Here is a 23,924-nt window from a genome sequence, read left to right as displayed (position 1 = left end):
CTGAAAATTACCGAGGATAATTCATGGGGTCGGAACCCGGATCAAAGCTGATCCGGATTTTAAAAGAAATCTTGTATATTTACCTGATGAGCCTGGGAGATTTCCTGTTGGAGCGGCAAAACCTGAAATCCCAGGGCTGTTTTTTACTTGCATGCATCCGTTTAAACTTGTAAAAGCTCCTTTTGGAGTTTTGACTAACCCTTTGATGGACTGGCGGCGGACATAATCAACCCATGGAAACAAGCGTACAGGTAACAAAAACAGGTCCGGGATATAAGGAATTCATTGCCCTGATGGCGGTGATGATCTCCATTACGGCCCTGTCCATCGACATGATGCTGCCGGCCCTGCCCCAGATGGGCAGGGATCTCCATGTGGCCCGCCCCAATGATGTCCAGCTTGTTGTCTCCCTATTGATCTTCGGCATGGGGCTCGGGCAGATCTTTTTCGGCCCTCTGTCGGATAGTTTCGGCCGCAAACCCGTAATTTTTACCGGATTCGTGATATTTGCCCTGGGCTGCCTGCTGTCCATCTTTTCAAGCCGGTTTGAAATCATGCTGGCCGGAAGACTTATCCAGGGACTGGGTGCTGCAGGTCCCCGAACAGCCATCATTGCCCTGATCCGGGATCAGTATCACGGCCGGGCCATGGCCCGGATCATGTCCGCCGTGATGGCGGTATTTATATTTATTCCTGCCATGGCCCCCTCCCTGGGACAGGCCATTCTGCTCCGGGGAAACTGGCGGGCCATTTTCGGGGTCCTGATGATCCAGGGGATTGTCGCCCTTACCTGGTTTACCATCCGCCAGCCGGAAACCCTTCCCAGGCAGCATCGGATTCCCTTTTCAGCCGTCCGCATCCTAAAGGGGCTCAAGGAGGTATGCTCAAACCGGCTCTCCCTGGGGTACACCCTGGCCTCCGCCTTTATGCTCGGCGTGCTCCTGACATATCTGAACTGCGCCCAGCAGATTTACCAGGAGGTATTTGGCCTGGGCCGGGAATTTCCCCTGTACATGGCTTTTCTGGCTCTCTGTATCGGAGGGGCATCCCTGGTCAATTCCCGGATCGTGATGAAATTCGGCATGCGTGCCTTGTCCTACCGGGCAGTGCTGGTCTTTATCCTCTTGATGATCTTTTATCTGGCGGCGGTCCTTAAAATGGGGGAACCTTCTTCCCCGTGGCTGTTCATGGTCTGTTTTTCCCTCTCTTTTTTCTGCCTCGGGATCCTCTTTGGGAATCAGAATTCCATAGCCATGGAGCCCCTGGGCCATATTGCCGGGATAGGGGCCGCCGTTATCGGCTCACTGACCAGTCTGATTTCATCCCCCCTGTCCATGATCATCGGCCGGGCTTACAACGGCAGTACACTTCCCCTGGCCTGGGGATTCGTCATCCTGGGTCTCCTCACAGCCGCGGCCATGGCCTGGGCCGATCATTCCCGGGTGAAAACAGGACCATCCAATTGACATGGGGCCGGCGTGAGATCTTTGGCTTGTCGGCGGGGCCAAGGCTGTGATAAAGGTTTTTCCAAAATGGGAAATCCTTAAAACATGGGCATGATAATGACCAAAGACCAGAAAAAAAGGTTGTTCCAAAGCTACCCTGTGTTCTCGGGTATGGATCCGGAATTGGCAGCCGGGATGCTCTCCCGGGCAGGACTGACCCGTCTTGCGGCCGGGACAAAGATTTTTGACGAACTCAACCCCTGTAATGGTTTTCCATTTGTTCTATCCGGAACCCTGCGCGTCTTTAAGAGATCTGTGAACGGGAGGGAACTTTCCCTGTATAAGGTCTCTGCCGGGGATGTCTGTGTGGTTACTGCCGGGTGCCTGCTCGGACATGCCCCATACAATGCTTCCGGACTGGTAAAAGAGGATACGGAACTTGTGATGATGACTGCCCAGGACTTTCATCAATCGCTGAGGACAAAGGCCTTCCGCGAGTTTGTTTTTTCATCCATCTCAAGACGGATTCTGGAGTTGATGCAGCTGGTGGAAGAGGTGGCTTTTCAAAAACTGGACCGGCGTCTGGCCGCTCTGCTGATCCGGCAGAAGAACCATTTAAAGGTTTCCCACCAGGAACTGGCCGATGAGCTGGGAACGGTCCGGGAAATGATTACGAGACTGTTAAACAGTTTTTCAGATGCCGGCCTGATCCAATTGGGGCGGGAAAAGATTGTGATTCTCAATGAATCTGCATTGCAGGAGGTTTTTGAAGAGTAACCCTTCCTTCTCCCCGGGGGACTGAACCTTGATTTTTTTCCTCTGTGACCCAGGTTACTTACATCCCGGGAATGATCTGATAATAGATCTTCTAAATTTTTATCAGAAAGGGATGCGAATGAAAAAAAAATCATTAAAAAATTACGAAATTCGTTTGGCCGGACCCGGAGAGTATGAGGATCTGGGACGGATGACGGCAAGGGCATATGAGGAATTGCCGGGTATGCCTGGCCTTGCGGAACAGCCGGATTACTACTCCATGATCCAGGATGTGGAAGGACGGGCTGCCCTGCCGGGTATCCTCATCTTTGTTGCCGTTTCACCTGGTAATGACCTTCTGGGAGGGGTTACATTTGTCGGAAATATGGCATATTATCATTCCGGGGGAAGTGCCGGTGAAAATACGGACTATTCGGGTATCCGGCTGCTGGCGGTCAGACCGGGAGCAAGAAATATCGGTGTGGGCAGGGCATTGACCGGGGCCTGTATTCAAAGAGCGGCCCAAATAGGCCGTCGGGGTGTAATCCTGCACACAACGGACTCCATGAAAGTTGCCTGGAAGATGTACGAGCGTATGGGATTTTCCCGGTCACCGGATCTGGATTTCATCCAGGGGCAATTATCGGTTTTCGGGTTCCGCCTGAAATTGGATCCGGCAGAATCCAATGGGAGGAATAAATGAGTATACGTGTGGTCAGGCTTGGCAGTGACAGGGCAAAAGATGAGGGAATCCGCATTGGAACCGTCCGTCGTCCGCCCCGGGGGGTACCGAAAAAAGATTTTGCATCGAAAAATTATTATGATGTATGGCTGCCCAACCTGTCCCCCAGCCCTGATACCATGAAAATGGGCAGGAGTGTGAAAACCGAAAAAGAGTGGCTGGCCTTTGAAAAAGAGTATAGAAAGGAAATGGTCCGGCCTGAGAATTTACGGGTCATCGAACTGCTGGCGGCCATGTCCCGGGAGAGCAATTTTTCGGTGGGGTGCTATTGTACGAATCCGGAACGCTGCCACCGGTCTGTCCTGCAGAAACTTCTCCAGGAAAAGGGGGGTAAAATCAAACAGGATGACAAGGGCGCATGAATCTCTTTGCAGGGGCGATGGGATATCGCCCCTGCAAAGGGAAATCGTCGGGATATTTTCCCTTCCTATAATCTTAAAAGGATTCTGTTGCTATATCGCCGGCTTTTATGCTTTCTTTGCCGCCGGAGAGATGGCGGCGCTGTTTGTCCTTGTATTTTCTGATCTGCAGCCGGACTTTGTCTGCAAGGGCGTCAATGGCTGAATATAGATTGTTTTCCGTCTCCTCCCGGGCGTGAATTTTAATTTTATCACAGAAGAGGTTGACGTCGGCGATATGTCTCAATTTTTCGGCCGATAAGACGATATGGGCATCGGCCGGATAATCGAGCATCTTATCCAGTTTTTCGAATTTCTCATGGATGTGTGCCTTTACAGCATCTGAAGAGTCAAGGTTTTTGTGGGTAATGGATATCTGCATAGAAACCTCCTGAAAAAGGTAAAACGCTGATTTAATCCTACCATATCCATTCGGCCGTATCAACGGACCCGCTTGATTTATTTTGATCCAAACGGCTTTTAAAGGAAGGCCGGCTTATTTTAACTGACTGTCCTTGCTGCCCCTTCGGTTAAAGCCGGTAAAAGAGCCCTGTCCTTCTTCGAGTTCAGTCTGGCAGTCAATGCACAATTGCACGCCGGGAACCGCTTTTTGCCGGGCAGGGGGGATCGGCTCTCCGCATTCCCGGCAATGGGTCAGACTTTTCCCCCGGGACAGGCGGCTCCTGGCCCGTTTGATTTCGTCTTCAATTCCCGCATCGATCTGTTCCTGTACGGCACCGTCACCGGCCCAGCCAACCGCCATGATCTCCTCCTTTTTTATTTATTTTCAATGGATCACACCGATAGTTTCTTCCATTTCAGAAGCTGCGCAACGACCATGCCGGTGATGAATCCGACGGCCAGATTGGATGCCAGTGTAATGCCCAGAATCAGGGCCGCAACAAAAAATTCCTTGCGGGTTTCCAGGTCCATGACGGCCAATGCCAGCTGGGCACCGGCAAATACAAGCAGAATCCCCAGGATTGACATGGGCAGCAGATTGAAAAAAGAGAGGATACCGTCTCCCAGGCCCAGGGTCAGGCCCAGGAATACCAGACCGATCATGAGATTGGATCCGGCCGTGCGGGCCCCGAACCGGTAATGGGCAGCCAGGCCGCCGGCGCCGTGGCACATGGGCATCCCCCCAAGGACAAAGCTCAATATATTGCCCAGGGCCATGGAGATGCAGACCCTGCGGTTGGATACCTTTGAGGAGTTTTCCTTGAAATATTCTCTGGACAGATCCGTATAGGCCAGGGCCGCGTTGCCCAGGGTCATGGGAACCTGGGGCAGGACCAGGGCGAACAGGGCAAAGGAGAAATCCACTTTCCCGGGAAAGGGAAGGGGGAAGATTTCAGGAAGATGGATCATGGGGCCGTTTTCCGGCAGTTCCAGCCGGGCCCCCAGGATCCAACCGGCTGCCAGGCCCCCCAGGATCACGGCCAGGCCTGCGGGCAGTTTTTTATTGTCCAACAGCAGCAGAGTGGCCAATCCTCCCAGGGTTCCGATCAGGATGCCGATGGGAACCGGGCCCAGGGACTGCACGGTCAGGTAGGGCTCGGCAGCCTGGTGAAGCTCCTGGAATTTGGATGTTCCCATGATGAATTTTATCCCGCCGGACATGAGCAGGGCACCGGTGGATAACTGAACCCCCCGGATCACAGCCCTGGGGGTCAGTTTTTTAATAAGATCTATGGCCCCGGTCATCCCGGCCAGCAAAAGAAAAAAGGCCATTAAAAGGGAAGAGGCAAGGATCTGGGAAGGGGACAGGGATGCGGCAACGGCATAGGCGCCGATAACCTTCATGGGCTGAACCGGGACTGTAATCCCGAAGTAGAGTCCGGTAAATATATAGAACAGCCCGATGCTGAAAAACAGCCCCACGGGATTCAGACCGTTGACCAGAACCATGGCAATGGAGATGGGCAGCAGGGTTCCCAGGTCTCCCAGGGATCCGGCCAGTTCCATTCGGTTAAATCTGAGTCTTTCAGCCATAAATCTTCTCCTTTTTAAGACGAACCGGATTGTATCGGAAAATAAGCGGCGAATAAACAAAAAAAGGAAGGTCTTTCCAAGAGAATTTTCGGATCAGGCCCCCATGTCCCGGGGATACGGGAAGGGGCAAGGCAAACAGGACCGGTCCCCTGCGCCTTTACTCTCCGGATTTTTCCATCAGGGGAAGCTTGATGGTAAACCGGGTCCATTCCCCTTCCCGGGATTCCACCTGGATGTCTCCGCCATGGTCCTTGATGAATCCGTAACAGACGGAAAGCCCCAGGCCCACGCCCTGGACGCTTTCTTTTTTTGTGGTGAAAAAGGAGTCAAACACCTTTTCAATGTTTTCCGGGGCAATGCCCGTGCCTGTATCCTTGACAACGATGTGGAGCATGGATCCGTTGCCCCGGGTTGAGATCTCAAGGTTCCCGCCTTCGGGCATGGCATACATGGCATTGGAGAACATATTGATGAATACCTGGCGGAGCTGATCCCTGGAGGCCATTATGGTGCCCGGATTCTTGTCCAGGTCCAGGCTTACCTTGACTGAATTCTCCCGGAAGCGTTTTTCATAGAGAAGCATGAGTTCGTCCAGGATCACGTTGATATCGATTTCCGACCGTTTTTCCTCATCCGGCTTGGAAAAGGAAAGCATTTTTTTGAGCATGTCCGCCAGGCGCATGGTTTCCGACAAAGACATATCCAGGAGCTTTCTTCTCTTGTTCTGGGGGGAGATCTCGGTCTTCATCAGCTCCAGGGTGTTCATGATTCCGAAAAGGGGATTGTTCAGTTCATGGGCGATCTGGGAGGTGAGCCGCCCCATGGCGGCCAGTTTTTCCGACTGGAGAAGATGCTGCCTGGCCTCGGAAAGTTCCCTTTCCATTTCCAGCCTCTCTTTCAGGTCCACAACAGTGGCCACCGTTGCCAGTTCTCGGCCTTCATCATCGTAGATAAGCCCGGCGGACAGGCTGCCCTCCACAAGGTCGCCGTCCTGTCTTTTGAAATTCAGGGGATAGGATTTAAGCCGGCCCCGCCCCCCGAATTTTTCATCCCTTACCATATTCATCAATGTTTTGGACAATTCCTTGGAAAAGATCTCATGGATGCCCATTTTATCCATTACCTGTTCGGCGGTGTATCCGAAGATTTCCTCTGCCCCCTGGTTCCATAATTTAATGATGCCGTTCATATCCATGGTCATGATGGCGTTGGGTGAGGAGGAGATGATCCGGTCAAGGAAGTCATGGGCCTCTTTGATCATATTGGCATGTTCCTTTCTCCGGGTCTGGTCCACTACGATCCCTTCATACCCTAGGATGTCTCCATGGGTGTCGTACCGGACATTGGAGGTGAGAAGGATATGAAGAATCCGGCCGTCCCGGTGGCGCCACCTGACTTCGTAATCAATGACCTGACCTTTATCTTCAATGATTTCCATGTAGGTCTTCCGGTCCGAGGGTTTTAAATAGACGTCCGTGGCCAAATCCAGGGACAAGAACTCATCCTTGTTCTGATACCCCAGGATTTTGAGCAGGGCCGGGTTGACGTCCAGAAAGCGTCCCTTTCTGCTGGAGATAAAGACCCCGCACCCCACGTGGTTGAAAAGCCGCTGGTAGCTTTCCCTGGAAGAAATAAACCTGGCTTCCTGCTCCTTGCGCCGGGTGATGTCCCGGTATATGGAGAGTTTGGACCGGGTCCCGTCCTGGTTGTGAACCGGAAGTTCGGTGACGGAAAAATGTTTGTCCATGGACTGAATATAGATTTCACTGTGGTGGGTTTCGTCTTTATTGAACACTTCATCGTATCTGCACCATTCACAGGGGGTGTCGGACCGGATAAGGACCTCATGACATTTTTCGCCGGTTCCTTGGCCGAAAAGTTCCTTCATATAGTGGTTCATGTACTCCACGGTGAAATCATCGTTGACGATATAGATCCCTTCCTGGAAGGCATCCAGAGCATCCAGTATTTTATCGGAGTAATCGGTCATGGCTTCCCCCTTGGCTGAATTTTAGATACATGCAACCCGGATAAGATATGTCTTCAAATCCTAACACAAACCTTTACACTCAGCAAATGATTATGGCTTGACTTTTTTTCGGGCAAAAAATACTCTGCTGGAATACATTTAAGGGGGGAGAGGAATTATGAGGATTGTCCGCGCGCTTTTAATTTTGATTCTTGTTCATGGTTCACTGGTCTGGGCCCAAGAAAAGCCGGCTGCCCGGGTGGGGGTTTCAAAACTTAGCTTTCAGGAAGTGGCCCCCAGCCAGCCCTTTATCGGGACTCTTTACTACGAACGGATCAGCCATGTCTCTTCCGAGGTGTCCGGCCTGGTGAAAAAGATCCGGGTGGGAACCGGAGACCGCGTGGAAAAGGGGATGCCCATGGTTTCTCTGGATACGGAGATCCTGGATAAAGAGATTGACCTCCAGGAGAACCGGATCGAGCAGGCAGATCTTGAAATTCTTCATTTAAAAAAGAACTTTCAGCGCATGGACTCCCTTTACGAGACAGGCGGTGCCACGGAAAAAGACTTTGATGACGCCGGTTTTCTTCTTAAGGAGGCCCTGCTCAAAAAACAGTCTGCCCAGACCATGCTCAAAAAGTTGATGATCCAGAAAAGAAAAAGCGTGATCAAGGCCCCCTTTGACGGGATTGTCCTTGAAAAGAATGTGGATACAGGGGACTGGGTCCTCCAGGGAAAAGCCCTGGTCAGTATCGGGTCTGTCAATGACCTTTTTGTAAAGCTGCCCGTGGCCGAGACCCTGCTTCAGTTCATCTCCATGGGCCAGACCCTTCCCGTGACCATCAACGCCTATGCCCGTGAACTGGAGGGAGTCGTGGAAAACCTGGCACCTGAAGCCGACGCAAAGACAAAAAATATCTTTATAAAGATCAGGATTCCCATGCAGGACAAGGTCGCCGAGAATATGTCGGCAACCGTGCAGATACCCACGGGGATCCGGCAGAACCTGGCCTTGATCCCCAGGGATGCCCTGGTCAATGTAAAGGGGAAAAACATGGTGTATACCATCCGGGATGAAAAAGCCGCAATCCTTCCGGTAAACATCGTGGCCTTTCTGGGGGACCGGATCGGTGCGGACGATGCCCATTTTAAAGAGGGAATGCCGATGATCGTGGACGGGAATGAACGGGTGCAGCCGGGACAGCCCGTGGCCGTAACCGGAGAAAAATAAATGGATATTATCGGTTTTGCCATCCGAAAGCCTGTGACCGTGGCCGTGGGCGTCATCATGACCATGATGTTCGGTCTCATCGGCATTCAAAAGCTGCCTGTCCAGCTGACGCCTGATGTGGAAACTCCGGAGATCACGGTAAACACGACCTGGTACGGGGCCACTCCCTATGAAATCGAAAAGGAGATCATTGAGAAACAGGAAAAGGTCCTAAAGGGGCTCAGGGGCCTGACCAAGATGGAAAGCTCCAGCTATAACGGCCTGGGGACCATTACCCTCTCCTTTGGGATCGGAACCGACCTGGATGATGCCCTGCTCAGGGTGTCCAACAAGATGTCCGAGGTCAGCGGATATCCGGATAATGCGGACAAACCCACCATTGAATCTTCCGGGGCTGACAGTTCTCCCATTATCTGGATGGTTCTCAAGACCAATCCGGAAAACCCCCGTCATATCAATGAATTTCGGACCTTTTTCGAAGACAATGCCCGCCAGCATCTGGAGAGGATACCGGGAGTGGGCTCCCTCCTGGTGTTCGGGGGAACCGATACCACCCTGGACGTGATCCTCGATATCCAGAAACTGGCCCGGTACAACATGACCATCAACCAGGTTATCGATGCCATACAGAAGGCCAACCAGAATATCTCGGCAGGTGTCCTGGGCATGGCCAAGAAAAATTACAGGATCCGCACCGTAAGCCAGTTTCAGAGCCCTGAAGATGCCATGGATACGGTCATCTTTGACGACGGGATCAACCGGGTCCATCTCCGGGATGTGGCCCGGGTGAAAAAGGGGTTTAAAAAAGAGACGGCCTCGGTGCTCCATAATGGTGTCCAGGTGGTTGTGGTGGGTGTAAAAAAGGAAAAAGGGGCCAATGTCCTGGATATGACCGATGCCGTTGAACAGGCGGTCACCCATTTGAACCGGACTCTTTTAAAGGACAACGGCCTCAACCTGGAGATGGTCTATGACCAGCGTCCTTACATCAACACGGCCACCCGCCTGGTAAAACGGAATATCATCATCGGCAGTCTCCTGGCCATCGGCGTTCTCCTGCTCTTTTTACGAAGTGTCAGGGCCACCCTGATCACCGGCATTGCCATTCCCATTTCCGCCCTGGGCTGCTTCATCTTTCTCTGGCTCATGGGAAGGAACCTTAACGTGGTGAGCATGGCCGGGATCTCATTCGCCGTAGGCATGCTGGTGGACAACTCCATCGTGGTCCTGGAAAATATAGACCGCCACCGGAAAGAGGGCAAAGCCGCCTTTGACGCCGCGTTCCAGGGGGCCAAAGAGGTCTGGGGAGCGGTCCTTGCATCCACCCTTACAACGGTGGCTGTCTTCCTGCCCGTCATTTTTATCCAGGAAGAGGCCGGCCAGCTCTTCCGGGACATTGCCATAGCTGTGACCTCTTCCATCCTCCTGAGCCTGGTGGTTTCCATTTCCGTGATTCCCACCCTATACAACCTTTTTTACAGGAAAAGAAATCACACCAAGGCCCGGGGGATCCAGAAAAGTACTGTGGGACCTTTTTTGGCAGGCATCCTCCTTAGGGTCAGCAACCTGTGCATGAAAAACGCATTTACCCGGTTGGCGACCATCATTCTGTTTACCCTTCTTTCCGTGGGACTGACCCTCAAGCTCATGCCCAATGCAGAATACCTGCCCCAGGGCAATCGGAACCTGATTCTGAACATCCTGATTCCGCCGCCCGGTTATTCCGTGGCCAAACTGAAAGCCATGGGGCGGAAAGTTTACCAGGACTGCGAACCCTATTTCAAGGAAGACGGCAGAGAGGGCTTTCCCCAGATCAAGAATATGTTTTTCGTCGGAGCCGACCGGGTGACCCTGTTCGGCGGGATCAGTACTCATGAAACCCGTGCCGGGGAACTCATGCCCCTGTTTAACCGGGTCATGGCCTCCATCCCCGGCGTGTTCGGGGTCAGTATCCAGGCCGGTATTTTCCAGTCCGGGATCGGAAAGGGCCGGACCGTGGATGTGAACATCTCCGGAGAAAATATCCAGGAAATCATCCAGGCGGCCTATGGACTCTTCGGAACCATAAAGGCCAAGATGCAAAACACCCAGGTCCGGCCCGTGCCCTCCCTTGAGGCAGGGTATCCGGAGGTCCAATTCGTTCCCAACATGGAAAAACTGGCCGCCAGCGGACTGACCGCAGAGGATCTGGGGGTTTATGTGGATATCCTTATGGACGGAAGGAAAGTGGAAGAGTACCGCCCCGAAGGCGTCAAACAGGTGGACCTGGTCATCAAGGGAAAAGATGCCTCGGCCCGGTCCCCGGAGGATATTTCATTCTCCACCATTGTCAATAAATTCGGAGACCTGATCCGGGTCAGGGACGTGGCGGATATTCGATACGGCCAGGGTATGCACCAGATCAATCATCTGGAGCGCAGCCGCACAATTACCCTCCAGGTGACCCCTCCCATGGATCTGCCCCTTCAATCGGCCATGGAACAGATCCAGGAGGATATCATCCCCTCTCTGGAAAAGGCCGGCAGACTTAATAATGTCATGGTCAGGGTAGGGGGGAATGCCGACAAATTGGTGGAGACCCGCCAGGCCCTGCAGTGGAACCTGCTCCTGGCTTTGATCATCACCTATCTGCTCATGGCGGCCCTGTTTGAAAATTTCATCTATCCCTTTATCATCCTTTTTACCGTGCCCCTGGCCGCAGCCGGTGGATTTGTGGGCCTCTGGGCCGTGAATACCTATATCGCACCCCAGGGATTTGATGTGCTGAGCATGCTCGGGTTTATCATCCTCATCGGAACGGTGGTCAACAACGCCATTCTTATCGTTCATCAATCACTGAACAATGTCCGGCTTAACGGGCTTGAGGGCAAAGCGGCCGTGGCGGATTCAGTGAAAACCCGGATCCGGCCCATTTTCATGAGCGCCACCACCAGTCTTCTGGCCATGATGCCCATGGTGGTGTCCACAGGGTCCGGCAGCGAGCTTTACCGGGGCCTGGGAGCCATCCTTCTGGGGGGACTGTCCATGTCAACGGCCTTCACCCTTCTGGTCATACCCTCCCTCCTGGTCTTTTTCATAGGGATGGAAACTCAGAAGGTTTAAACCTTAAACCGGCCCACCATCTCATTAAGCCGTCCGGCAATATCGGCCAGACCTCCGGCACTCTCCCGGACCGTCTCGCTGCGCTGGGTCATTTTTCCTGCTGCCTGGTTGACCTCGGCAACATCTTTTGTGACCTCTTCGGCCACCATTGAGCTCTGGCTTACGTTTTCATTGATGTCCTGGATACCGGAGGAGGCCTGGCTGATGTTTATGGAGATTTCCCGGGTGGCAGAGGATTGTTCTTCCACGGAAGAGGCAATGCTGGATATGAGACCATCCACCTGGCTGATGACCTCACTGATCTCATTGATGCTGGCCAGAGTGTTGTCGGCTGTTCCCTGGATATTTTCTATTTTTTCCTTAATATCCATGGACGCGGCAGAGGTCTGGGTGGCCAGTTCCTTAATCTCGCTGGCAACCACGGCAAATCCTTTTCCGGCGTCTCCGGCCCTGGCCGCCTCAATGGTTGCATTCAGGGAGAGAAGATTGACCTGCTCGGAGATATCGGTGATGGTCTCCACCACCTGGCCGATGGCCTGGGCAGCCTGGCCCAGGACACCCATCTGCTGGCTCGATTCACTGACCTTGTTCACGGCATCCCGGGATATGCCGCGGGCCTGTTCTGCATTTTGAGCGATTTCATCAACAGTTGAGTTCATCTCTTCGGCGGCAGATGCCACCGAGTTGGTGTTGGTGCTGGACTCTTCCATGGCTGCCGAGATGGAAGTCATATTGGCGCTCATCTCTTCGACTGCGGCGGCAACGGAGTTGGACCTGTCCGAAGAATTCTTTGAATCCGAGGTTATCTCTCCTGAAATGGTCAAAAGGTTCTGGGATGAATCGGAAAGGAGAGCGACATTTTCCGAGATGTCCCGGATCATGCTCTGGAGCTTGTCCACAAATTCGTTAAAGGCCCGGGACAGAATTCCTATCTCGTCTTTGCTGCCGGCGTTCAGCCTCAGGGTCAGATCCCCCTCTCCCTGGGAGATGTCGGTCAGCCCTTTGACCACATTTTTCAGGGGCAGGGTAATGCTCCGGCTGATGACCACCATGAGGAAGAGGCCAATGACGAGGCCGGCTGAACTGATTCCCAATATGGTGACAACGGCCTGGGTATGTGTCTCGCCAGCGTTTTTCTGGTCTTCCTGGGCCAGTTTGAGGCTGATCTCCGTGAGCTGATCCAGGAAATTCCGCATGGCTTCAAACTTTTCATTGGCCGGTCCCAGGGTCAGGTCTAGGGCTTCCCTTCGTCCGGTCCGTGTGTCGGAGGATCTGCCTTCCACCACTTTTCTGGAAATGGTCATCCATTCTTTCCGGGCCGCTTCAAATTTGGGAATAACGGCTTTTTCTTCATCACTGCTGGCCAGGGCCTTGTACTTATCCCACCGGGTTGCGGCCTGGCCTAGGTTTTTTTCATATTCTTCCACCAGGGATTTGAATTCAGGAGACTTTACATTGGAAAAGATCATGGACCGTTCCGCCACCAAAAGCTGCTGAAGATCCCGGTCCGCCTCAATGAGATAATCGATGCTGGGCATTCTAATGGCAAAGATATCCTCCAGACGGTTTTCAATGGTGGATGCTCCGTAGAATCCGCTGATTCCGATGATGATCATGAAGAGGATCATGAGAAAGAATCCCAGAAACAATTTTACACTGATTTTCATATTTTTCAAAAAATTCATCCAATCTCTCCTTGGCTTTTTGTCCTAGTCCACCAGGTCCACATCAATGCCGAATGTGATGGCCCCGATAACCTGATCCGCGTCCTTCACCGGAACAGACACCTGGACCAGATAGGCCTGGGCGCTGTCGTCAAATTCCACTTCATCGACAAATATATCTCCCTTGCCCCCATTAAAAGATTTTTTGAATTTGGCTTCGTCTCCCTGCCAATAGTCGGAGGTCTTGTCGGTCATGGCTACGTTGGCCCCCTGGTTGTCCATTACGAAAATCTCTGCAAAAAAAGGTTTGGATTCAAGTACCCCGATTAAAAACTTTCCGCACTCGGAATCCATGAGGGCTTTCATGTAATCGGCGATACCGGAAAAAGCTTTCCATTTTTCGTCTGTTTTTTTAATGTCATCCAAGGTCTTTCCCTTGGCGTTTTCCGCCTTCACCGCCTTGACGATCTCCGGGGATGTTCCGTATTTCGCAAGTTCGGTATTGGCCAGATCCACGATTTTCTGGGGGGCTTTTTCCGCCCATACGCCCATGGTAAAACCAAAGATCCAGATAACTGAGATTAATGTAATCCAGAATTTTTTCATGGTTGTTCCTCCTTTTTTGAGAATTGGTTTCAACCTGAAGCACGGGTATTCACGTTAAGACGGGAAACGGCGAAAATCATCTTACCTCTTCCTCTGAATCCACGTCAATACAAGTTTTTTATTATTGTCCTCGGCTTTCTGGATAATATAATGTTTTAGGACGAATTACCAGGAAAAAATGAGAAGGGAGGTGGGGCACCATGTTTATCCCCGGGTTTCGCCGGAACAAAGAAGGGTATCGATACAGGATGCGATTTCCTGCTTTTTTGTTACTTGTTCCTCCTTGTTCAGGATATTTTTCCGACCGTCCCGGATGAGTCTTTTCCCCAGATCCACGAGAAAATCGTTTGCCTTCCGGCTGATTTCAAGATCCGGTTTTTCCCAGAACACGGGCGATTCCATTCGGGACATCTCTTTTAGGAGCCTGTGGCAGGCAAAGGTGAGAAGATCTTCCACCCATGCGACCCTGGGATCTGAAAAAGCCACCCGGCCCTCAAACCCGAAGAGTCCGTTTTTTTGAAGTTTTCCCTCTTCCTGGTACCGGCCGTACCCGGAGGTCCCGGCCAGGACGATCAGGGTATGGCTCAGGAGGTTGGCGGTCCGGTCCAGGCGGTCCAGAAGCCGGTTCTCTTCCAGAAAATCCATATTGATCCCAAGATCCTCGATCCGGCCCTCGGGTACAAACATGAGAAATCCGATTTCAGGCTCGACTCCCCAGGCCCTGCAAAGTTCAATGGCCCGGGCGGCCCGGTCCGGTCCCGAAGATTTGTCGATCCGGCTGAGCACATGGGAGGAGCCGCTTTCTATCCCCATGAGAAGGCTTTGAAAGCCGGATCTGATCAGTTTTTTCATGAGAGGTTCATCCAGGTCCTGGGGCCGGGTTTCCATGCCGAACCGGATGTTCATGGGCCGGATCCGGTCCATGAGGTCCATGATCCTTTTTCTTCCCCCGGCACCCGGGCCGATGAAATTGGGATCACAGAAATAAAAGGATTTTATTCCCTGGTCCACCAGATCCTGGATTTCCCGGGCGATATTTTCAGGGGATCTTCCCCGCCACAGGCTTCCCTGGTTGTAAAAGGAGGGAACCGGACAGAAACTGCAGTGGTTGTAACATCCCCGGCTGGCAAGCACGGATAGGGTCCCCTCAAGACTGCTTCTTTTGGGAAAGGCAAAGATATCCGGATTCTTTTCCGGGGGCCTCATCCGGCTGTCCCTGTCCAGGAGGCAGGAGGCCAGGGCCAGGCCCTGGATATTTTCCAGCCTCTTTTTCTTTTCAATTCCCCGGGCAAGTTCCACCAGGGTCTGCTCAAATTCTCCAACGGCAATGGAGTCTATGTATGGACACTCTTTGAGGATCTGACGGTAAATCAGGGAGGGGAAAAATCCGAATAGATTGATGTGCCCGGAAAATCCCTTTGTTTTCAGATTGGACAGAAAATCAAACAGCACCGGGGTATGCTCCCAGAAATAGACCGCATTGACGCAGAGAAGATCCGGATCCAGGGAAAGAACCTTTTCTTCTGTCTCATCAAAAGCGGCACCCGGAACCGCCCTGTCCAGGAAAAGGGTGTCCATCCCCTCCCGTTCCAGGGCCGAGGCGGCATATCCGCCCATGAGGCAGGACCATAAAGGGGTGTTGGCAATATCGTTGAACCGTTTTTCGGATGCCATCCTCGGGTGTTCCAGAACCAGTATCTTCATCTTATGATCTCCTGATCATTAATATTATTATCCGGGGCCAGGCCCAGCCGGGAAAAAACACCGGCCGCGTGACAGCGGGCTTCAAATTCGTGGAGGACATGGCTGAATTCCACTGGGTTGTGGAAAACCGGGTACAGCAGGTCTGTGTCCGGGTCCAGGTTTTTGTTCCGGAGGAGTCTCCGGGTTAAAGGGGCTCCGGGATAGAGCCTGACATGGTTGAAGATCACCGCCCCCAGGTTCCCGGCCCGGGCATGGATCTCCAGAAGCCGGTCCAGGTTCTGGCCGGCCTCCTCCACGCTTTTTCCGTCTTCCCCGGGAAGGTTGACCAGAAAATGGCACATGGTCAGAATGCCCTTGTCTGAGGTGAGCCTGGCCGCATCAAGGATGTCCTTGATCTCCATTCTCTTGTTCAGCAGTTTCAGACCCCGGGCGGTCAGGGCGTCTCCGGAAAAATAGACGGCTGCCAGCCCGGATTCCATGGCAAGTTCCAGGTTCCGGGTTCCGAGGCTGTCCTCCCGGAAAAAACCGGTCCAGGCAATATTCAGGTTCCGGCGGATCAGTTCCCGGCACAGGGCCTCAAAATGGTCCCTGGGACGGTTAACCACCCCGTCGGTGAAGTGGAAAAGATTGATTTTGAATTTATTTTTCAGCATTTCCATTTCATCTACGATTTTTCCGGGACTTCGAAGGCGCAGGCAGGTGCCGCCCAGGAAAGGATAGAGGCAGTAAGCGCAGTGAAGATCACACCCCCTTTTTCCTTCAATTCCCATGGCAGCCACATAGGCATTGCCCTTCATGTAATCCAGGGGCAAAAAAGTCTTTGTGTCCGGTTTAGGGATCTCATCCATGGAAATTCCGGGCCCCGGAGGATTGAGAATCAGTTTTTCCCGGTCCCGCCGGATAAGTCCGGGAACCCGGTCCGGTCGGGAGGGATCGGACAGGAAAAGGGAAAAGGCGGATTCTCCTTCACCGATCAGGCCCAGGTCGATCTCGGTCACCTCCTGCATCAACCGTTTCCCGAACAGGGAAAAGGCAGGCCCCCCGGCCAGGATCACGGCCCGGGGGACCAGGGCCCGGACCAGCCGGGCCGCGGTTTTCAAAGAAGATAGATAGGAAGCCTGGTGGCCGGCCAGGGGGTCCAGATTCCGGAAAGACAGGGCCACCATGTGGGGCGTAAAATCTTCAATGACCTCTTGTAAGCGGGCCCAGGGGTCGGGACTGAGGTTCATGTCCAGGCCCTGTTTTTCTATTTTTTCAGGGACCCGGGCGGACAACCTGGACAAGCCCAGGGGGTATACTTTTTCTCCGGCTCCCAGATGAGAGGTGGGAACCTGGACCAGAAGCAGTTTCATAGGTATCACTCCACAAGTACCAGGCCGATATAGGTGACGTATTGCCCCTTTTCCCGGACCGGTTTGATCTGCAGGCCTGCCCGGTCTGCGGTGGCAAAAACGTCAATTCCAGATCCCTCCATGGAGGGCCGGGCCAGGGCCGGATTCCTGCATAGCCCGTCTTCGGGGCATTGGGGGCAGACCGGGCAGGGGCCGGCCCCAAAGGAAAACACCTTGTGATATCCTTCCAGAAAGGCCTGTTTTTCAAGGCGGAGCAGGATCCTGTGAAACTCATTTCCCGGGGGCTCTCCCCGGACCAGGAAGCCGTAAGTATAGGCGTCCAGAAGAGCGCGGGTCTTTTCATGGTCCATGCCGTGGGGCGGGCATTGGAGCCCTTTTCCGTAAAGGTCGCACCCGAACCGGCATTTTTCCCGGGCCCAGGGAATGGTGATCACATCCTTTGGCTGGATGGGAATCATATCTTCAAGGCCCAGTTCAAACCCCAGATCCTGCAGAAGGGAAGGGGTAAGATCCACTGCCCCATTCTGCCGGGCCAGGATCACAGAGGTGTCGGTTTCAAGATCCCGGACCCCGGTTGCGGTAAGGCCTGCCTTTTCACACCATTGGATTATTCTCTTTGAATCATGACAGGCCCCGTTATAGGTGTTGAGCATCATGTTCAGGTCGTAGAGGGCCCCTTTCTGGGGATTTTTCCCCCTCCGGTCCGGGAAGTAGTCGTGGACCAGGACAAGCCCGTCCGGTTTGAGCAAAGAAACGGCTTTGGAAAAGAGGGTCTCGGCCTCCTCAGAGCCATAGGCATGGAGGAAATTGCTCAGGCAGATCAGGCCGAATTTTTCATCAAATTCATGGGTCCTGAAATCTCCGGAAACAAGGGTGATTCCCTTCCAGTCATCCGGGTGCGGATAGAGCCGGGTCCCGGCCTCGACAACTTCCGGGATATCCATTACCCTTGCCTTTTCTTCCGGATATCTTCCCAGGATGGCCCGGGCCAGGCTACCGGCTCCGCCCCCGATATCCAGGATGGGTCCTTGAATCTTCTGTCGGGCCAGAATCTTTGCGATTTCCCCGGTCTTCTGCCGGACCAGAACATCCATGGAGGCCGCATACTTCAGGTTTCTCTCTTCATAGGAAGGGGGAGAAACCAGAGGTCTATCGCCTTTGGCCACTTTCCGGGTCAGATCCTCCCAATGGGGACGGATGTACTGCCGGTAGAGGAAAAAATTTCCCATATACTCCTCTTTTCCCGGGACCAGGAAAAGGGAGGCGGTCTGGGAATTGTAAAAACGGCCTTTATGACGGGACACAAGACCCATGCGCTCCATGGCCCCGAGAAGGCGGATCAGCTCTTGGAAGTTGCAGTCTGCAGCCCCGGCCAGATCCTCTGGAGAGGAGATGCCCTTTTCCAGAAATTTGAACAATTCAAGTTCGATCCCGGTGAACAGAACCTGGGAGTACCAATAGGCGGTTGCCAGGTCTTCCAGAAACTGGAATCCTGTCCGGGCCGGATCAATTTCCTGGAATCCCAGGCCCATTATTCAGCCTCCGGAACCAGGGGGGAGGAAAAGATCCGGGGTTTGGAATTTTCCCCGGATTCATCCCCGAAAAACAGATCCAGACGTTCCTTTTCACTGGGGCTTGTGACCAGGGAAACCCCGACAAAGACAAGGCCTGAGATCCCCATGGCCGGGATGACCCCGTGGCCCATGAACAGGGGATGGATACTCTCCAGAAAGGGGGGTGCCATGGGCGCGGTCTTGAAAAGATCCGCCAGGACAAGTCCGGTCTGGACAATGAATCCGGTCCACATGGAGGCCACGGCTCCGGGGCCTGTGGCCCGCTTCCAGAAGATTCCGCCCAAGAGGGCGAAAAAATAGGAGGCCGAGGCAATGAATGTGGCAATATGGATGGCATCGATGATGCTGGTAATGAAAAAGGATCCCAGGGTGGCCAGGAACACGATAAAGAGAACGCTGGCCCGGTTGATCATCCGGATCTGGGTGGGGGTGGCGGATCTGTAGAGGTGGCGCTGGAAAATATCCCGGCTGATGCAGGAGGCACCGGATGCGGCAAAGGTATCTGTGCAGGACATGGCCGCAGAGGCAAGGGCCAGGGCACAAAGGGCCAGGCTCAAGTCTGAGAATCTGGCCTCCATGATAAAGGTGAGAAGGGCGGGCTCTGCCTTTGCCATTCCCATGGGAAAGCCTGCCCCGGCAATTTCAGGATAGATCCGGTTAAGGCCCAGGGCGATGAGGGCGCATCCCCCGAAAACCAGGGCCACGAAAAAAGATCCCAGGAACATTCCGTTCCGGGCCGATTTTTCGTCCCTGGCTGCCCAGACCCTCTGCCAGGGATCCTGTTCCGAGATCCAGCCCGGCACAATGGCCAGCACAAAGATCAATACCATGGGAAGCCCTATGGAGAGCGGATTCCACCAGCCCGGAGAGGGAGCAGCCAGGATCTGTCCCAGGGACAGGCCCGATGTACTGCCGGCGCCGGAAAGCACGGCAACGGTCATGACCAGGATGAAAAGAGCCAGGCAGATGAACTGGACCATATCCGTGGCAATGACGGCGGACAGTCCTCCCAGGGTCACATAGGCGGCAACGGCCAGGCCCACGATCAGGGCGGAATAGACCGGGCTGACATTGTAAAAGATCTCCAGCACCATGGCAAATCCCTTGATGTCTGCAATGGCGAAGAGGATCATGACCACGGTGATGATCAGGGCCACGGGCAGACGTAAAAAACGGCCGTACCGGAGTTCCAGAAGCTCGGGCTGGGTCACGGCGGGCAGGGCTTTGATCTTTTTGACAAAGAGTCCGATGATGAAGAGGGCCAGGATATTGGGGGCCACAAATCCCCACACAGACCCCGTACCCAAGAGGATAAAGAATCCGATTACGGCAAGGAGGGCTCCTGCCGTCAGCCAAGAGGCAGCCGCTGAAAATCCCAGGGAGAAAACCCCGGCGGATTTTCCGGCCAGCCAGAAATCGGTCTGGGAAACCTGTCTTTTGTTAAAATAGAGTCCTGTCAGAATCAGAAAAGACAGGTAGACGAACAGAACCAGCAGAAAAAGATGAAAGGCATTCATAAAAACCTCCCGGCCGGCATCCAGGAGCCGACACTTTATCAGCCCGGGGATTTACCGTCTCTCCGAGAAGTTTATTTCAGGCTTTTCCCATGAGATGTTCTGGCTCGTGGATCATCCTAATCACCGCGTCTTCCCATGCCGCTTCGAAATTGAAAACTTACGGCACAGTGACCTTCTGCGGCTTTTGTCCCCACTTACAGCGGCGGGTCCGCCCCGGATTTTCACCGGGTTCCCTCAGAAAAAAGCAGATTCCGGTCTCCTCCCTGAATGTGAATCACAGGCAGGAAACCATGATTATGTAGCACATGGGAAAAAAGGTTTCAATCCGTCTGAAGTGAAAAATCGGAACCTTCCCAGATGCAAAGAGAGTTGTTGTTTTGAAAAGCCTTGCCCGGCTTAGCAATACCGGGTTAATCTGTACTTTTCAGCCAGCTCAATTCTCTGTTGATCCGGCAGGGAAGTAATGTATCGCCGGAAGCCGGGACACCATCCCGCATGCCACCTCCAGAATCTGCCCAGTAAAGAGCTTGGATTTTTATCATACTTTGCCCGGAACCGGCAGTTTTCGCACATATGTCCAGCCATTATCTTTTCTCCTTTGTCTGTTGATATCTTTGGATCTTTTTCCCCTTTATTTGAAAGAAGCACAAAGTTAAAAGGTCAAAACCAAAAGCGGTTGTCTGCCAGAGCCGCGTTCCCATTCAAAAATCGAGGTTAAACCCGCCTTCTTTCAGATTATGGAGGTTGTCAAAGCATTTTTTGCAGGCGGTTTTCAATCAAATCTTCGGCCTGGGACATGATCCGGTCGATGAGTTCCCTGCAGGTGGGGATATCATGGATCAGGCCGGCCACCATGCCGCAGGACCATACCCCTGTTTCCACAAGTCCCTCCTTCATGATCCTGGGGTAAACCCCGGCCACTTCATCAATAATATCTTCGAACCGGAGATTCTTGCCCAGGGCGGCTTCTTTTTCCAACAGCCTTTCCACGGCCGGGTTGTTGAGAACCCGTTCGGTATTTCCCAGGGGCCGCATGACCAGGCGGGTGTCCGTTTCCCTGGCCGATAAAATAGCCTGTTTGACCTTTTCATGCACCGGGGCTTCTTTGGTGGCGATGAACCGGGTGCCCATGTTGATGCCTTCCGCACCCAGGGAAAGGGAGGCCACCAGGCTTCTGGCATCGGCCATGCCGCCGGAGGCCACAAAGGGGATTTTCAGCTCATCGGCAGCCCGGGGCAGAAGGATCATATTGGGAATGTCATCTTCCCCGGGATGTCCCCCGCATTCAAATCCGTCCACGGACACGGCATCGCAGCCGATTTTCTCGGCCTTCAAGGCATGGCGGACCGAGGTGCACTTGTGGATGACCTTTATCCCTGCCTTTTGTAAGAACGGCAGATAGGGTTCCGGATTCCGGCCCGCGGTTTCCACGATCTTTACCCCGGTCTCGATGATGGCCTGGATATACCCGGGATAATCCGGGGCCGTGACCGTGGGCAGAAAGGTCAGATTCACCCCAAAAGGCTTGTCCGTCATCTCCCGGCATCTCAGGATTTCCCCGGCAAGATCTTCCGGGGTTTTCTGGGTCAGACCGGTGATGATGCCCAGCCCCCCGGCATCGGACACGGCTGCGGCCAGTTCCGCAAACCCTACGTAGTGCATGCCCCCCTGGATGATGGGGTGCTGGATTTTGAACAACTCTGTAATTCGTGTTTTCATCTTTCCTCCGGAATGGGAGCGGGGAAGGCTATATCAGCTGGAAAAGCCTGAAAAGCAATGGGCTCCCTATTTTAACCTTGGCGTATGACCATCCGTCCATATTCGATAAAGGTGGTTCTCAATTGTCTATTCTATAAATTTGGGTATATCCATGGCAAGCCCTTTTCCAGGCAGGGCCATGAGTGTGGAGGTCCCGTGGGCAATGAGGGTTTTCTTCTCATCAAACACCTTTGCCTCGGAATAGCTGATGGAGCGGCCCGGCCTGAGGCAGAGTCCTTTTGCCCGTAATTTCCCCCGGGTGACCGGGCCCAGGTAATTGAGCTTTAAATCCACATTCACCAGGCCCGTATCCTGGGGAAGTCTTAAAAACGCGGCCCAGAAGGTCGCCGTATCGATGAGGGTGGCAATGACCCCTCCGTGGACAATGCCAAAGGGCTGGAGATGGCATTGGGCCAGGTCCAGGACAAGATCACAGCTCTCCAATCCGATCCGGTCCAGTTCCATGGCCATGTGTCTGGGGTAGGGACTGTTTTTTACTACAAGTTTCAACGCATCTATATACTCGGGATTTGGTTTTCTCATATTTTTCTCCCGGGGTTTTTTGTATGAATTTTAATTGTATGCAAGTTATAATTTTCCCCCTTTAGACCACTTTTTTCAGCAAAGATCGTAAGATCAACCCCTCCTCAAGGGTCAAACCGGATAAAAAGGTCTGATTTGCCGGTTCAACCATTTCCCTGATCTGATCCGCCGTGTCCCGGCCTTTGGGTGTGAGGCAGATGAGAATGGCCCGTCCGTCCCCGGGATTGCTCTTTTTTTCGATGAAGTTTCCGTTTTCCAGCCGGTCCAGCAGCCCGGTCAAGGTGGCACTGTCAAATTCGATCTTTGATCCCAGATCCCTGGAGGTGATCTGATCCTCTTCCGATAAAAACATAAGCGTCAGGGCCTGGGCTGAGGTAACACCGAATTCAGCCACCTTTTTTTTCCAATGCCTGGCCCCGGCCCGGCTGACCCGGGAGAGTTGAAAAAAAATACAATCTTCTGTTTTTATAGGTCTCATGGCATGTTTATTAATTTGCATACAAACTAATTATAATAGTTATCAGGCCTTGTCAAGGCCGGATTGGACAGATAACCCGGGGCAAAGTTTGAAGTAATCGATCAATCTTTCCAGATCGAAAGAATATCTGCGAGATGTCTGCTTCCGGGGCCGTCAAAAACAAGTCCCCGCTTATGGTTCTGGGCCAGCCGGCGGAAGGGGTTGTCCGAAGGATTGATATCGATGAGAACGGCCTTGGGGTTTCTGGCGATCATGCCGCCGATCTGCATGGGCAGGTTGGTGGCGCCGGCCGTGCCCACCACCAGGAGAAGTTCTGTGGTCGCGGCCCAGGCCATGGCAGATTCAGCCCTGAAATGAATTTCATTATAACATTCGTCAAACCAGAGCACATGGGGCCGGGTCGGTCCTCCGCAGCCGGGGCAGGTCAGCAGAGCCTTTTCCTCCGGGGTGACGGGCTGGTTTTTCCCTTTATCGGAAATCCCTTTGGGAAAGGGAAAAAGATCAAAGGTGCAGCCCCGGGTGCATCTCACGAAGTGAAGGTTGCCGTGGATCTGAAAGGTTCTGTCCCGGCTGTTCCCGGCCCGGAGATGGAGGCCGTCTACGTTCTGGGTTACAAGACGGAACCGGTTTTTGAATATCTTTTCCATCTCAACCACAGCCCGGTGACCTGCATTGGGACCGGCATTTTTACAGACTGTCCAGCGATAGAGATACCAGGCCCAGACCTCCCAAGGGTCCCGGGTAAACATGGCCAGGGTGGCCATCTCTTCGGGACGGTACTCTTTGGAACCCACGGTCCAGTATCCTTCGGGTCCCCTGAAGGTGGGGATCCCGCTTTCCGCTGAAATTCCCGCACCTGTGAGAACCGTTATCCGGCCTTCCCCGTCTTTAAATTCTTTTAAAAGGGTCTTGGGTTTCATCCTGTCACCTCCTTTGCCCCGGCGGTTTAGCTTGTGTGGAATATGATTCATTTTCATTATGTCCGATTCAAAGGATTGGGTCAAGGAAAGGGGCAGGAGGTGCGACCCGGACATTCCCGGAAAAATTTTTTGACCCAATCCCTATCTTCAGCCGTTAAAAAAAATTCTGC

General features: G+C 53.2%; 20 protein-coding genes and 1 riboswitch. Of the genes, 6 read left to right on the top strand and 14 right to left on the bottom strand.

Annotated elements, in window-relative coordinates:
* Nucleotides 1–233: 233 nt before the first annotated feature.
* The 4 genes from F608_RS0129195 to F608_RS0129180 all read left to right on the top strand — a co-directional run bounded on the left by F608_RS0129195 (nt 234) and on the right by F608_RS0129180 (nt 3,305).
* Complete coding sequence (locus F608_RS0129195) at nt 234–1,466, top strand: multidrug effflux MFS transporter (protein WP_022669299.1); 1,233 nt, start codon at nt 234–236, stop codon at nt 1,464–1,466.
* Between the two features lie 84 nt (nt 1,467–1,550).
* A complete protein-coding gene (locus F608_RS0129190; protein WP_022669298.1) occupies nt 1,551–2,222 on the top strand; it encodes a Crp/Fnr family transcriptional regulator in 672 nt (223 codons plus the stop codon).
* A gap of 118 nt (nt 2,223–2,340) precedes the next feature.
* Nucleotides 2,341–2,904 carry a GNAT family N-acetyltransferase gene (locus F608_RS0129185; protein ID WP_022669297.1) on the top strand — a complete coding sequence of 188 codons (564 nt, stop codon included), beginning with the start codon at nt 2,341–2,343 and terminating at the stop codon, nt 2,902–2,904.
* On the top strand, nt 2,901–3,305 hold the full coding sequence (locus F608_RS0129180; RefSeq protein ID WP_022669296.1) for a DUF488 domain-containing protein: 405 nt from the start codon (nt 2,901–2,903) through the stop codon (nt 3,303–3,305). The genes F608_RS0129185 and F608_RS0129180 overlap by 4 nt, the downstream gene beginning before the upstream one ends.
* 73 nt (nt 3,306–3,378) lie before the next feature.
* Here the strand turns inward: F608_RS0129180 and hpf are convergent, their stop codons facing one another.
* From hpf to F608_RS0129160, 4 genes are all read right to left on the bottom strand, one after another.
* Nucleotides 3,379–3,723 carry a ribosome hibernation-promoting factor, HPF/YfiA family gene (gene hpf, locus F608_RS33900; RefSeq protein ID WP_022669295.1) on the bottom strand — a complete coding sequence of 115 codons (345 nt, stop codon included), beginning with the start codon at nt 3,721–3,723 and terminating at the stop codon, nt 3,379–3,381.
* A 114-nt stretch (nt 3,724–3,837) separates the two neighbouring features.
* The gene (locus F608_RS0129170) at nt 3,838–4,104 is read right to left on the bottom strand and encodes a DksA/TraR family C4-type zinc finger protein (protein ID WP_022669294.1); all 267 of its coding nucleotides are present in this window, start codon (nt 4,102–4,104) and stop codon (nt 3,838–3,840) included.
* Nucleotides 4,105–4,136: 32 nt separating this feature from the next.
* The gene (locus F608_RS0129165) at nt 4,137–5,336 is read right to left on the bottom strand and encodes a putative sulfate/molybdate transporter (protein WP_022669293.1); all 1,200 of its coding nucleotides are present in this window, start codon (nt 5,334–5,336) and stop codon (nt 4,137–4,139) included.
* Between the two features lie 157 nt (nt 5,337–5,493).
* Nucleotides 5,494–7,326, bottom strand: coding sequence for a PAS domain-containing sensor histidine kinase (locus F608_RS0129160; RefSeq protein WP_022669292.1), 1,833 nt, complete (start codon nt 7,324–7,326; stop codon nt 5,494–5,496).
* Between the two features lie 157 nt (nt 7,327–7,483).
* Here F608_RS0129160 and F608_RS0129155 point away from each other — a divergent pair, with 157 nt between their 5' ends.
* On the top strand, nt 7,484–8,536 hold the full coding sequence (locus tag F608_RS0129155; protein ID WP_022669291.1) for an efflux RND transporter periplasmic adaptor subunit: 1,053 nt from the start codon (nt 7,484–7,486) through the stop codon (nt 8,534–8,536).
* The gene (locus F608_RS0129150) at nt 8,537–11,638 is read left to right on the top strand and encodes an efflux RND transporter permease subunit (protein ID WP_022669290.1); all 3,102 of its coding nucleotides are present in this window, start codon (nt 8,537–8,539) and stop codon (nt 11,636–11,638) included.
* Here the strand turns inward: F608_RS0129150 and F608_RS33895 are convergent.
* The 10 genes from F608_RS33895 to F608_RS0129090 form a co-directional block, all read right to left on the bottom strand.
* Nucleotides 11,635–13,323 (bottom strand): methyl-accepting chemotaxis protein, encoded by a 1,689-nt coding sequence (locus tag F608_RS33895; protein WP_022669289.1) that lies wholly within the window; start codon nt 13,321–13,323, stop codon nt 11,635–11,637. The two genes, F608_RS0129150 and F608_RS33895, sit on opposite strands and share 4 nt — an antisense overlap.
* A gap of 24 nt (nt 13,324–13,347) precedes the next feature.
* Complete coding sequence (locus tag F608_RS0129140; RefSeq protein ID WP_022669288.1) at nt 13,348–13,908, bottom strand: PDC sensor domain-containing protein; 561 nt, start codon at nt 13,906–13,908, stop codon at nt 13,348–13,350.
* Nucleotides 13,909–14,112: 204 nt separating this feature from the next.
* Nucleotides 14,113–15,612 (bottom strand): B12-binding domain-containing radical SAM protein, encoded by a 1,500-nt coding sequence (locus F608_RS0129135; protein WP_022669287.1) that lies wholly within the window; start codon nt 15,610–15,612, stop codon nt 14,113–14,115.
* On the bottom strand, nt 15,609–16,964 hold the full coding sequence (locus tag F608_RS33890) for a B12-binding domain-containing radical SAM protein (protein WP_022669286.1): 1,356 nt from the start codon (nt 16,962–16,964) through the stop codon (nt 15,609–15,611). Before F608_RS33890 ends, F608_RS0129135 begins: the two co-directional genes overlap by 4 nt.
* Nucleotides 16,965–16,969: 5 nt before the next feature.
* Entirely contained in the window at nt 16,970–18,496 is a 1,527-nt protein-coding gene (locus tag F608_RS0129125; RefSeq protein ID WP_022669285.1) for a DUF2284 domain-containing protein, read from the bottom strand.
* Complete coding sequence (locus tag F608_RS33885; RefSeq protein ID WP_022669284.1) at nt 18,496–20,055, bottom strand: sodium:solute symporter family protein; 1,560 nt, start codon at nt 20,053–20,055, stop codon at nt 18,496–18,498. The genes F608_RS0129125 and F608_RS33885 overlap by 1 nt, the downstream gene beginning before the upstream one ends.
* A 74-nt stretch (nt 20,056–20,129) precedes the next feature.
* Nucleotides 20,130–20,349, bottom strand: a riboswitch (cobalamin riboswitch).
* Nucleotides 20,350–20,802: 453 nt separating this feature from the next.
* On the bottom strand, nt 20,803–21,774 hold the full coding sequence (locus tag F608_RS0129105; RefSeq protein WP_022669280.1) for an NAD(P)H-dependent flavin oxidoreductase: 972 nt from the start codon (nt 21,772–21,774) through the stop codon (nt 20,803–20,805).
* A 126-nt stretch (nt 21,775–21,900) separates the two neighbouring features.
* Nucleotides 21,901–22,356: a PaaI family thioesterase gene (locus F608_RS0129100; RefSeq protein ID WP_022669279.1), complete on the bottom strand. Its 456-nt coding sequence runs from the start codon at nt 22,354–22,356 to the stop codon at nt 21,901–21,903.
* Between the two features lie 61 nt (nt 22,357–22,417).
* On the bottom strand, nt 22,418–22,834 hold the full coding sequence (locus F608_RS0129095; protein ID WP_161626909.1) for a MarR family winged helix-turn-helix transcriptional regulator: 417 nt from the start codon (nt 22,832–22,834) through the stop codon (nt 22,418–22,420).
* A 101-nt stretch (nt 22,835–22,935) separates the two neighbouring features.
* Nucleotides 22,936–23,754 carry an SIR2 family NAD-dependent protein deacylase gene (locus F608_RS0129090; protein WP_022669276.1) on the bottom strand — a complete coding sequence of 273 codons (819 nt, stop codon included), beginning with the start codon at nt 23,752–23,754 and terminating at the stop codon, nt 22,936–22,938.
* Nucleotides 23,755–23,924: the final 170 nt, after the last annotated feature.

The organism is Desulfospira joergensenii DSM 10085 (assembly GCF_000420085.1).
GTDB lineage: Bacteria > Desulfobacterota > Desulfobacteria > Desulfobacterales > Desulfobacteraceae > Desulfospira > Desulfospira joergensenii.
This window is presented reverse-complemented; position numbering and strand designations above follow the sequence as displayed.

What these genes read in the sequence shown, in the direction of transcription:
- F608_RS0129195 (WP_022669299.1), top strand. Translation starts at nt 234, where the DNA reads ATGGAAACAAGCGTACAGGTAACAAAAACAGGTCCGGGATATAAGGAA.
- F608_RS0129190 (WP_022669298.1), top strand. Translation starts at nt 1,551, where the DNA reads ATGGGCATGATAATGACCAAAGACCAGAAAAAAAGGTTGTTCCAAAGC.
- F608_RS0129185 (WP_022669297.1), top strand. Translation starts at nt 2,341, where the DNA reads ATGAAAAAAAAATCATTAAAAAATTACGAAATTCGTTTGGCCGGACCC.
- F608_RS0129180 (WP_022669296.1), top strand. Translation starts at nt 2,901, where the DNA reads ATGAGTATACGTGTGGTCAGGCTTGGCAGTGACAGGGCAAAAGATGAG.
- hpf (WP_022669295.1), bottom strand. Translation starts at nt 3,723, where the DNA reads ATGCAGATATCCATTACCCACAAAAACCTTGACTCTTCAGATGCTGTA.
- F608_RS0129170 (WP_022669294.1), bottom strand. Translation starts at nt 4,104, where the DNA reads ATGGCGGTTGGCTGGGCCGGTGACGGTGCCGTACAGGAACAGATCGAT.
- F608_RS0129165 (WP_022669293.1), bottom strand. Translation starts at nt 5,336, where the DNA reads ATGGCTGAAAGACTCAGATTTAACCGAATGGAACTGGCCGGATCCCTG.
- F608_RS0129160 (WP_022669292.1), bottom strand. Translation starts at nt 7,326, where the DNA reads ATGACCGATTACTCCGATAAAATACTGGATGCTCTGGATGCCTTCCAG.
- F608_RS0129155 (WP_022669291.1), top strand. Translation starts at nt 7,484, where the DNA reads ATGAGGATTGTCCGCGCGCTTTTAATTTTGATTCTTGTTCATGGTTCA.
- F608_RS0129150 (WP_022669290.1), top strand. Translation starts at nt 8,537, where the DNA reads ATGGATATTATCGGTTTTGCCATCCGAAAGCCTGTGACCGTGGCCGTG.
- F608_RS33895 (WP_022669289.1), bottom strand. Translation starts at nt 13,323, where the DNA reads ATGAATTTTTTGAAAAATATGAAAATCAGTGTAAAATTGTTTCTGGGA.
- F608_RS0129140 (WP_022669288.1), bottom strand. Translation starts at nt 13,908, where the DNA reads ATGAAAAAATTCTGGATTACATTAATCTCAGTTATCTGGATCTTTGGT.
- F608_RS0129135 (WP_022669287.1), bottom strand. Translation starts at nt 15,612, where the DNA reads ATGAAGATACTGGTTCTGGAACACCCGAGGATGGCATCCGAAAAACGG.
- F608_RS33890 (WP_022669286.1), bottom strand. Translation starts at nt 16,964, where the DNA reads ATGAAACTGCTTCTGGTCCAGGTTCCCACCTCTCATCTGGGAGCCGGA.
- F608_RS0129125 (WP_022669285.1), bottom strand. Translation starts at nt 18,496, where the DNA reads ATGGGCCTGGGATTCCAGGAAATTGATCCGGCCCGGACAGGATTCCAG.
- F608_RS33885 (WP_022669284.1), bottom strand. Translation starts at nt 20,055, where the DNA reads ATGAATGCCTTTCATCTTTTTCTGCTGGTTCTGTTCGTCTACCTGTCT.
- F608_RS0129105 (WP_022669280.1), bottom strand. Translation starts at nt 21,774, where the DNA reads ATGAAAACACGAATTACAGAGTTGTTCAAAATCCAGCACCCCATCATC.
- F608_RS0129100 (WP_022669279.1), bottom strand. Translation starts at nt 22,356, where the DNA reads ATGAGAAAACCAAATCCCGAGTATATAGATGCGTTGAAACTTGTAGTA.
- F608_RS0129095 (WP_161626909.1), bottom strand. Translation starts at nt 22,834, where the DNA reads ATGAGACCTATAAAAACAGAAGATTGTATTTTTTTTCAACTCTCCCGG.
- F608_RS0129090 (WP_022669276.1), bottom strand. Translation starts at nt 23,754, where the DNA reads ATGAAACCCAAGACCCTTTTAAAAGAATTTAAAGACGGGGAAGGCCGG.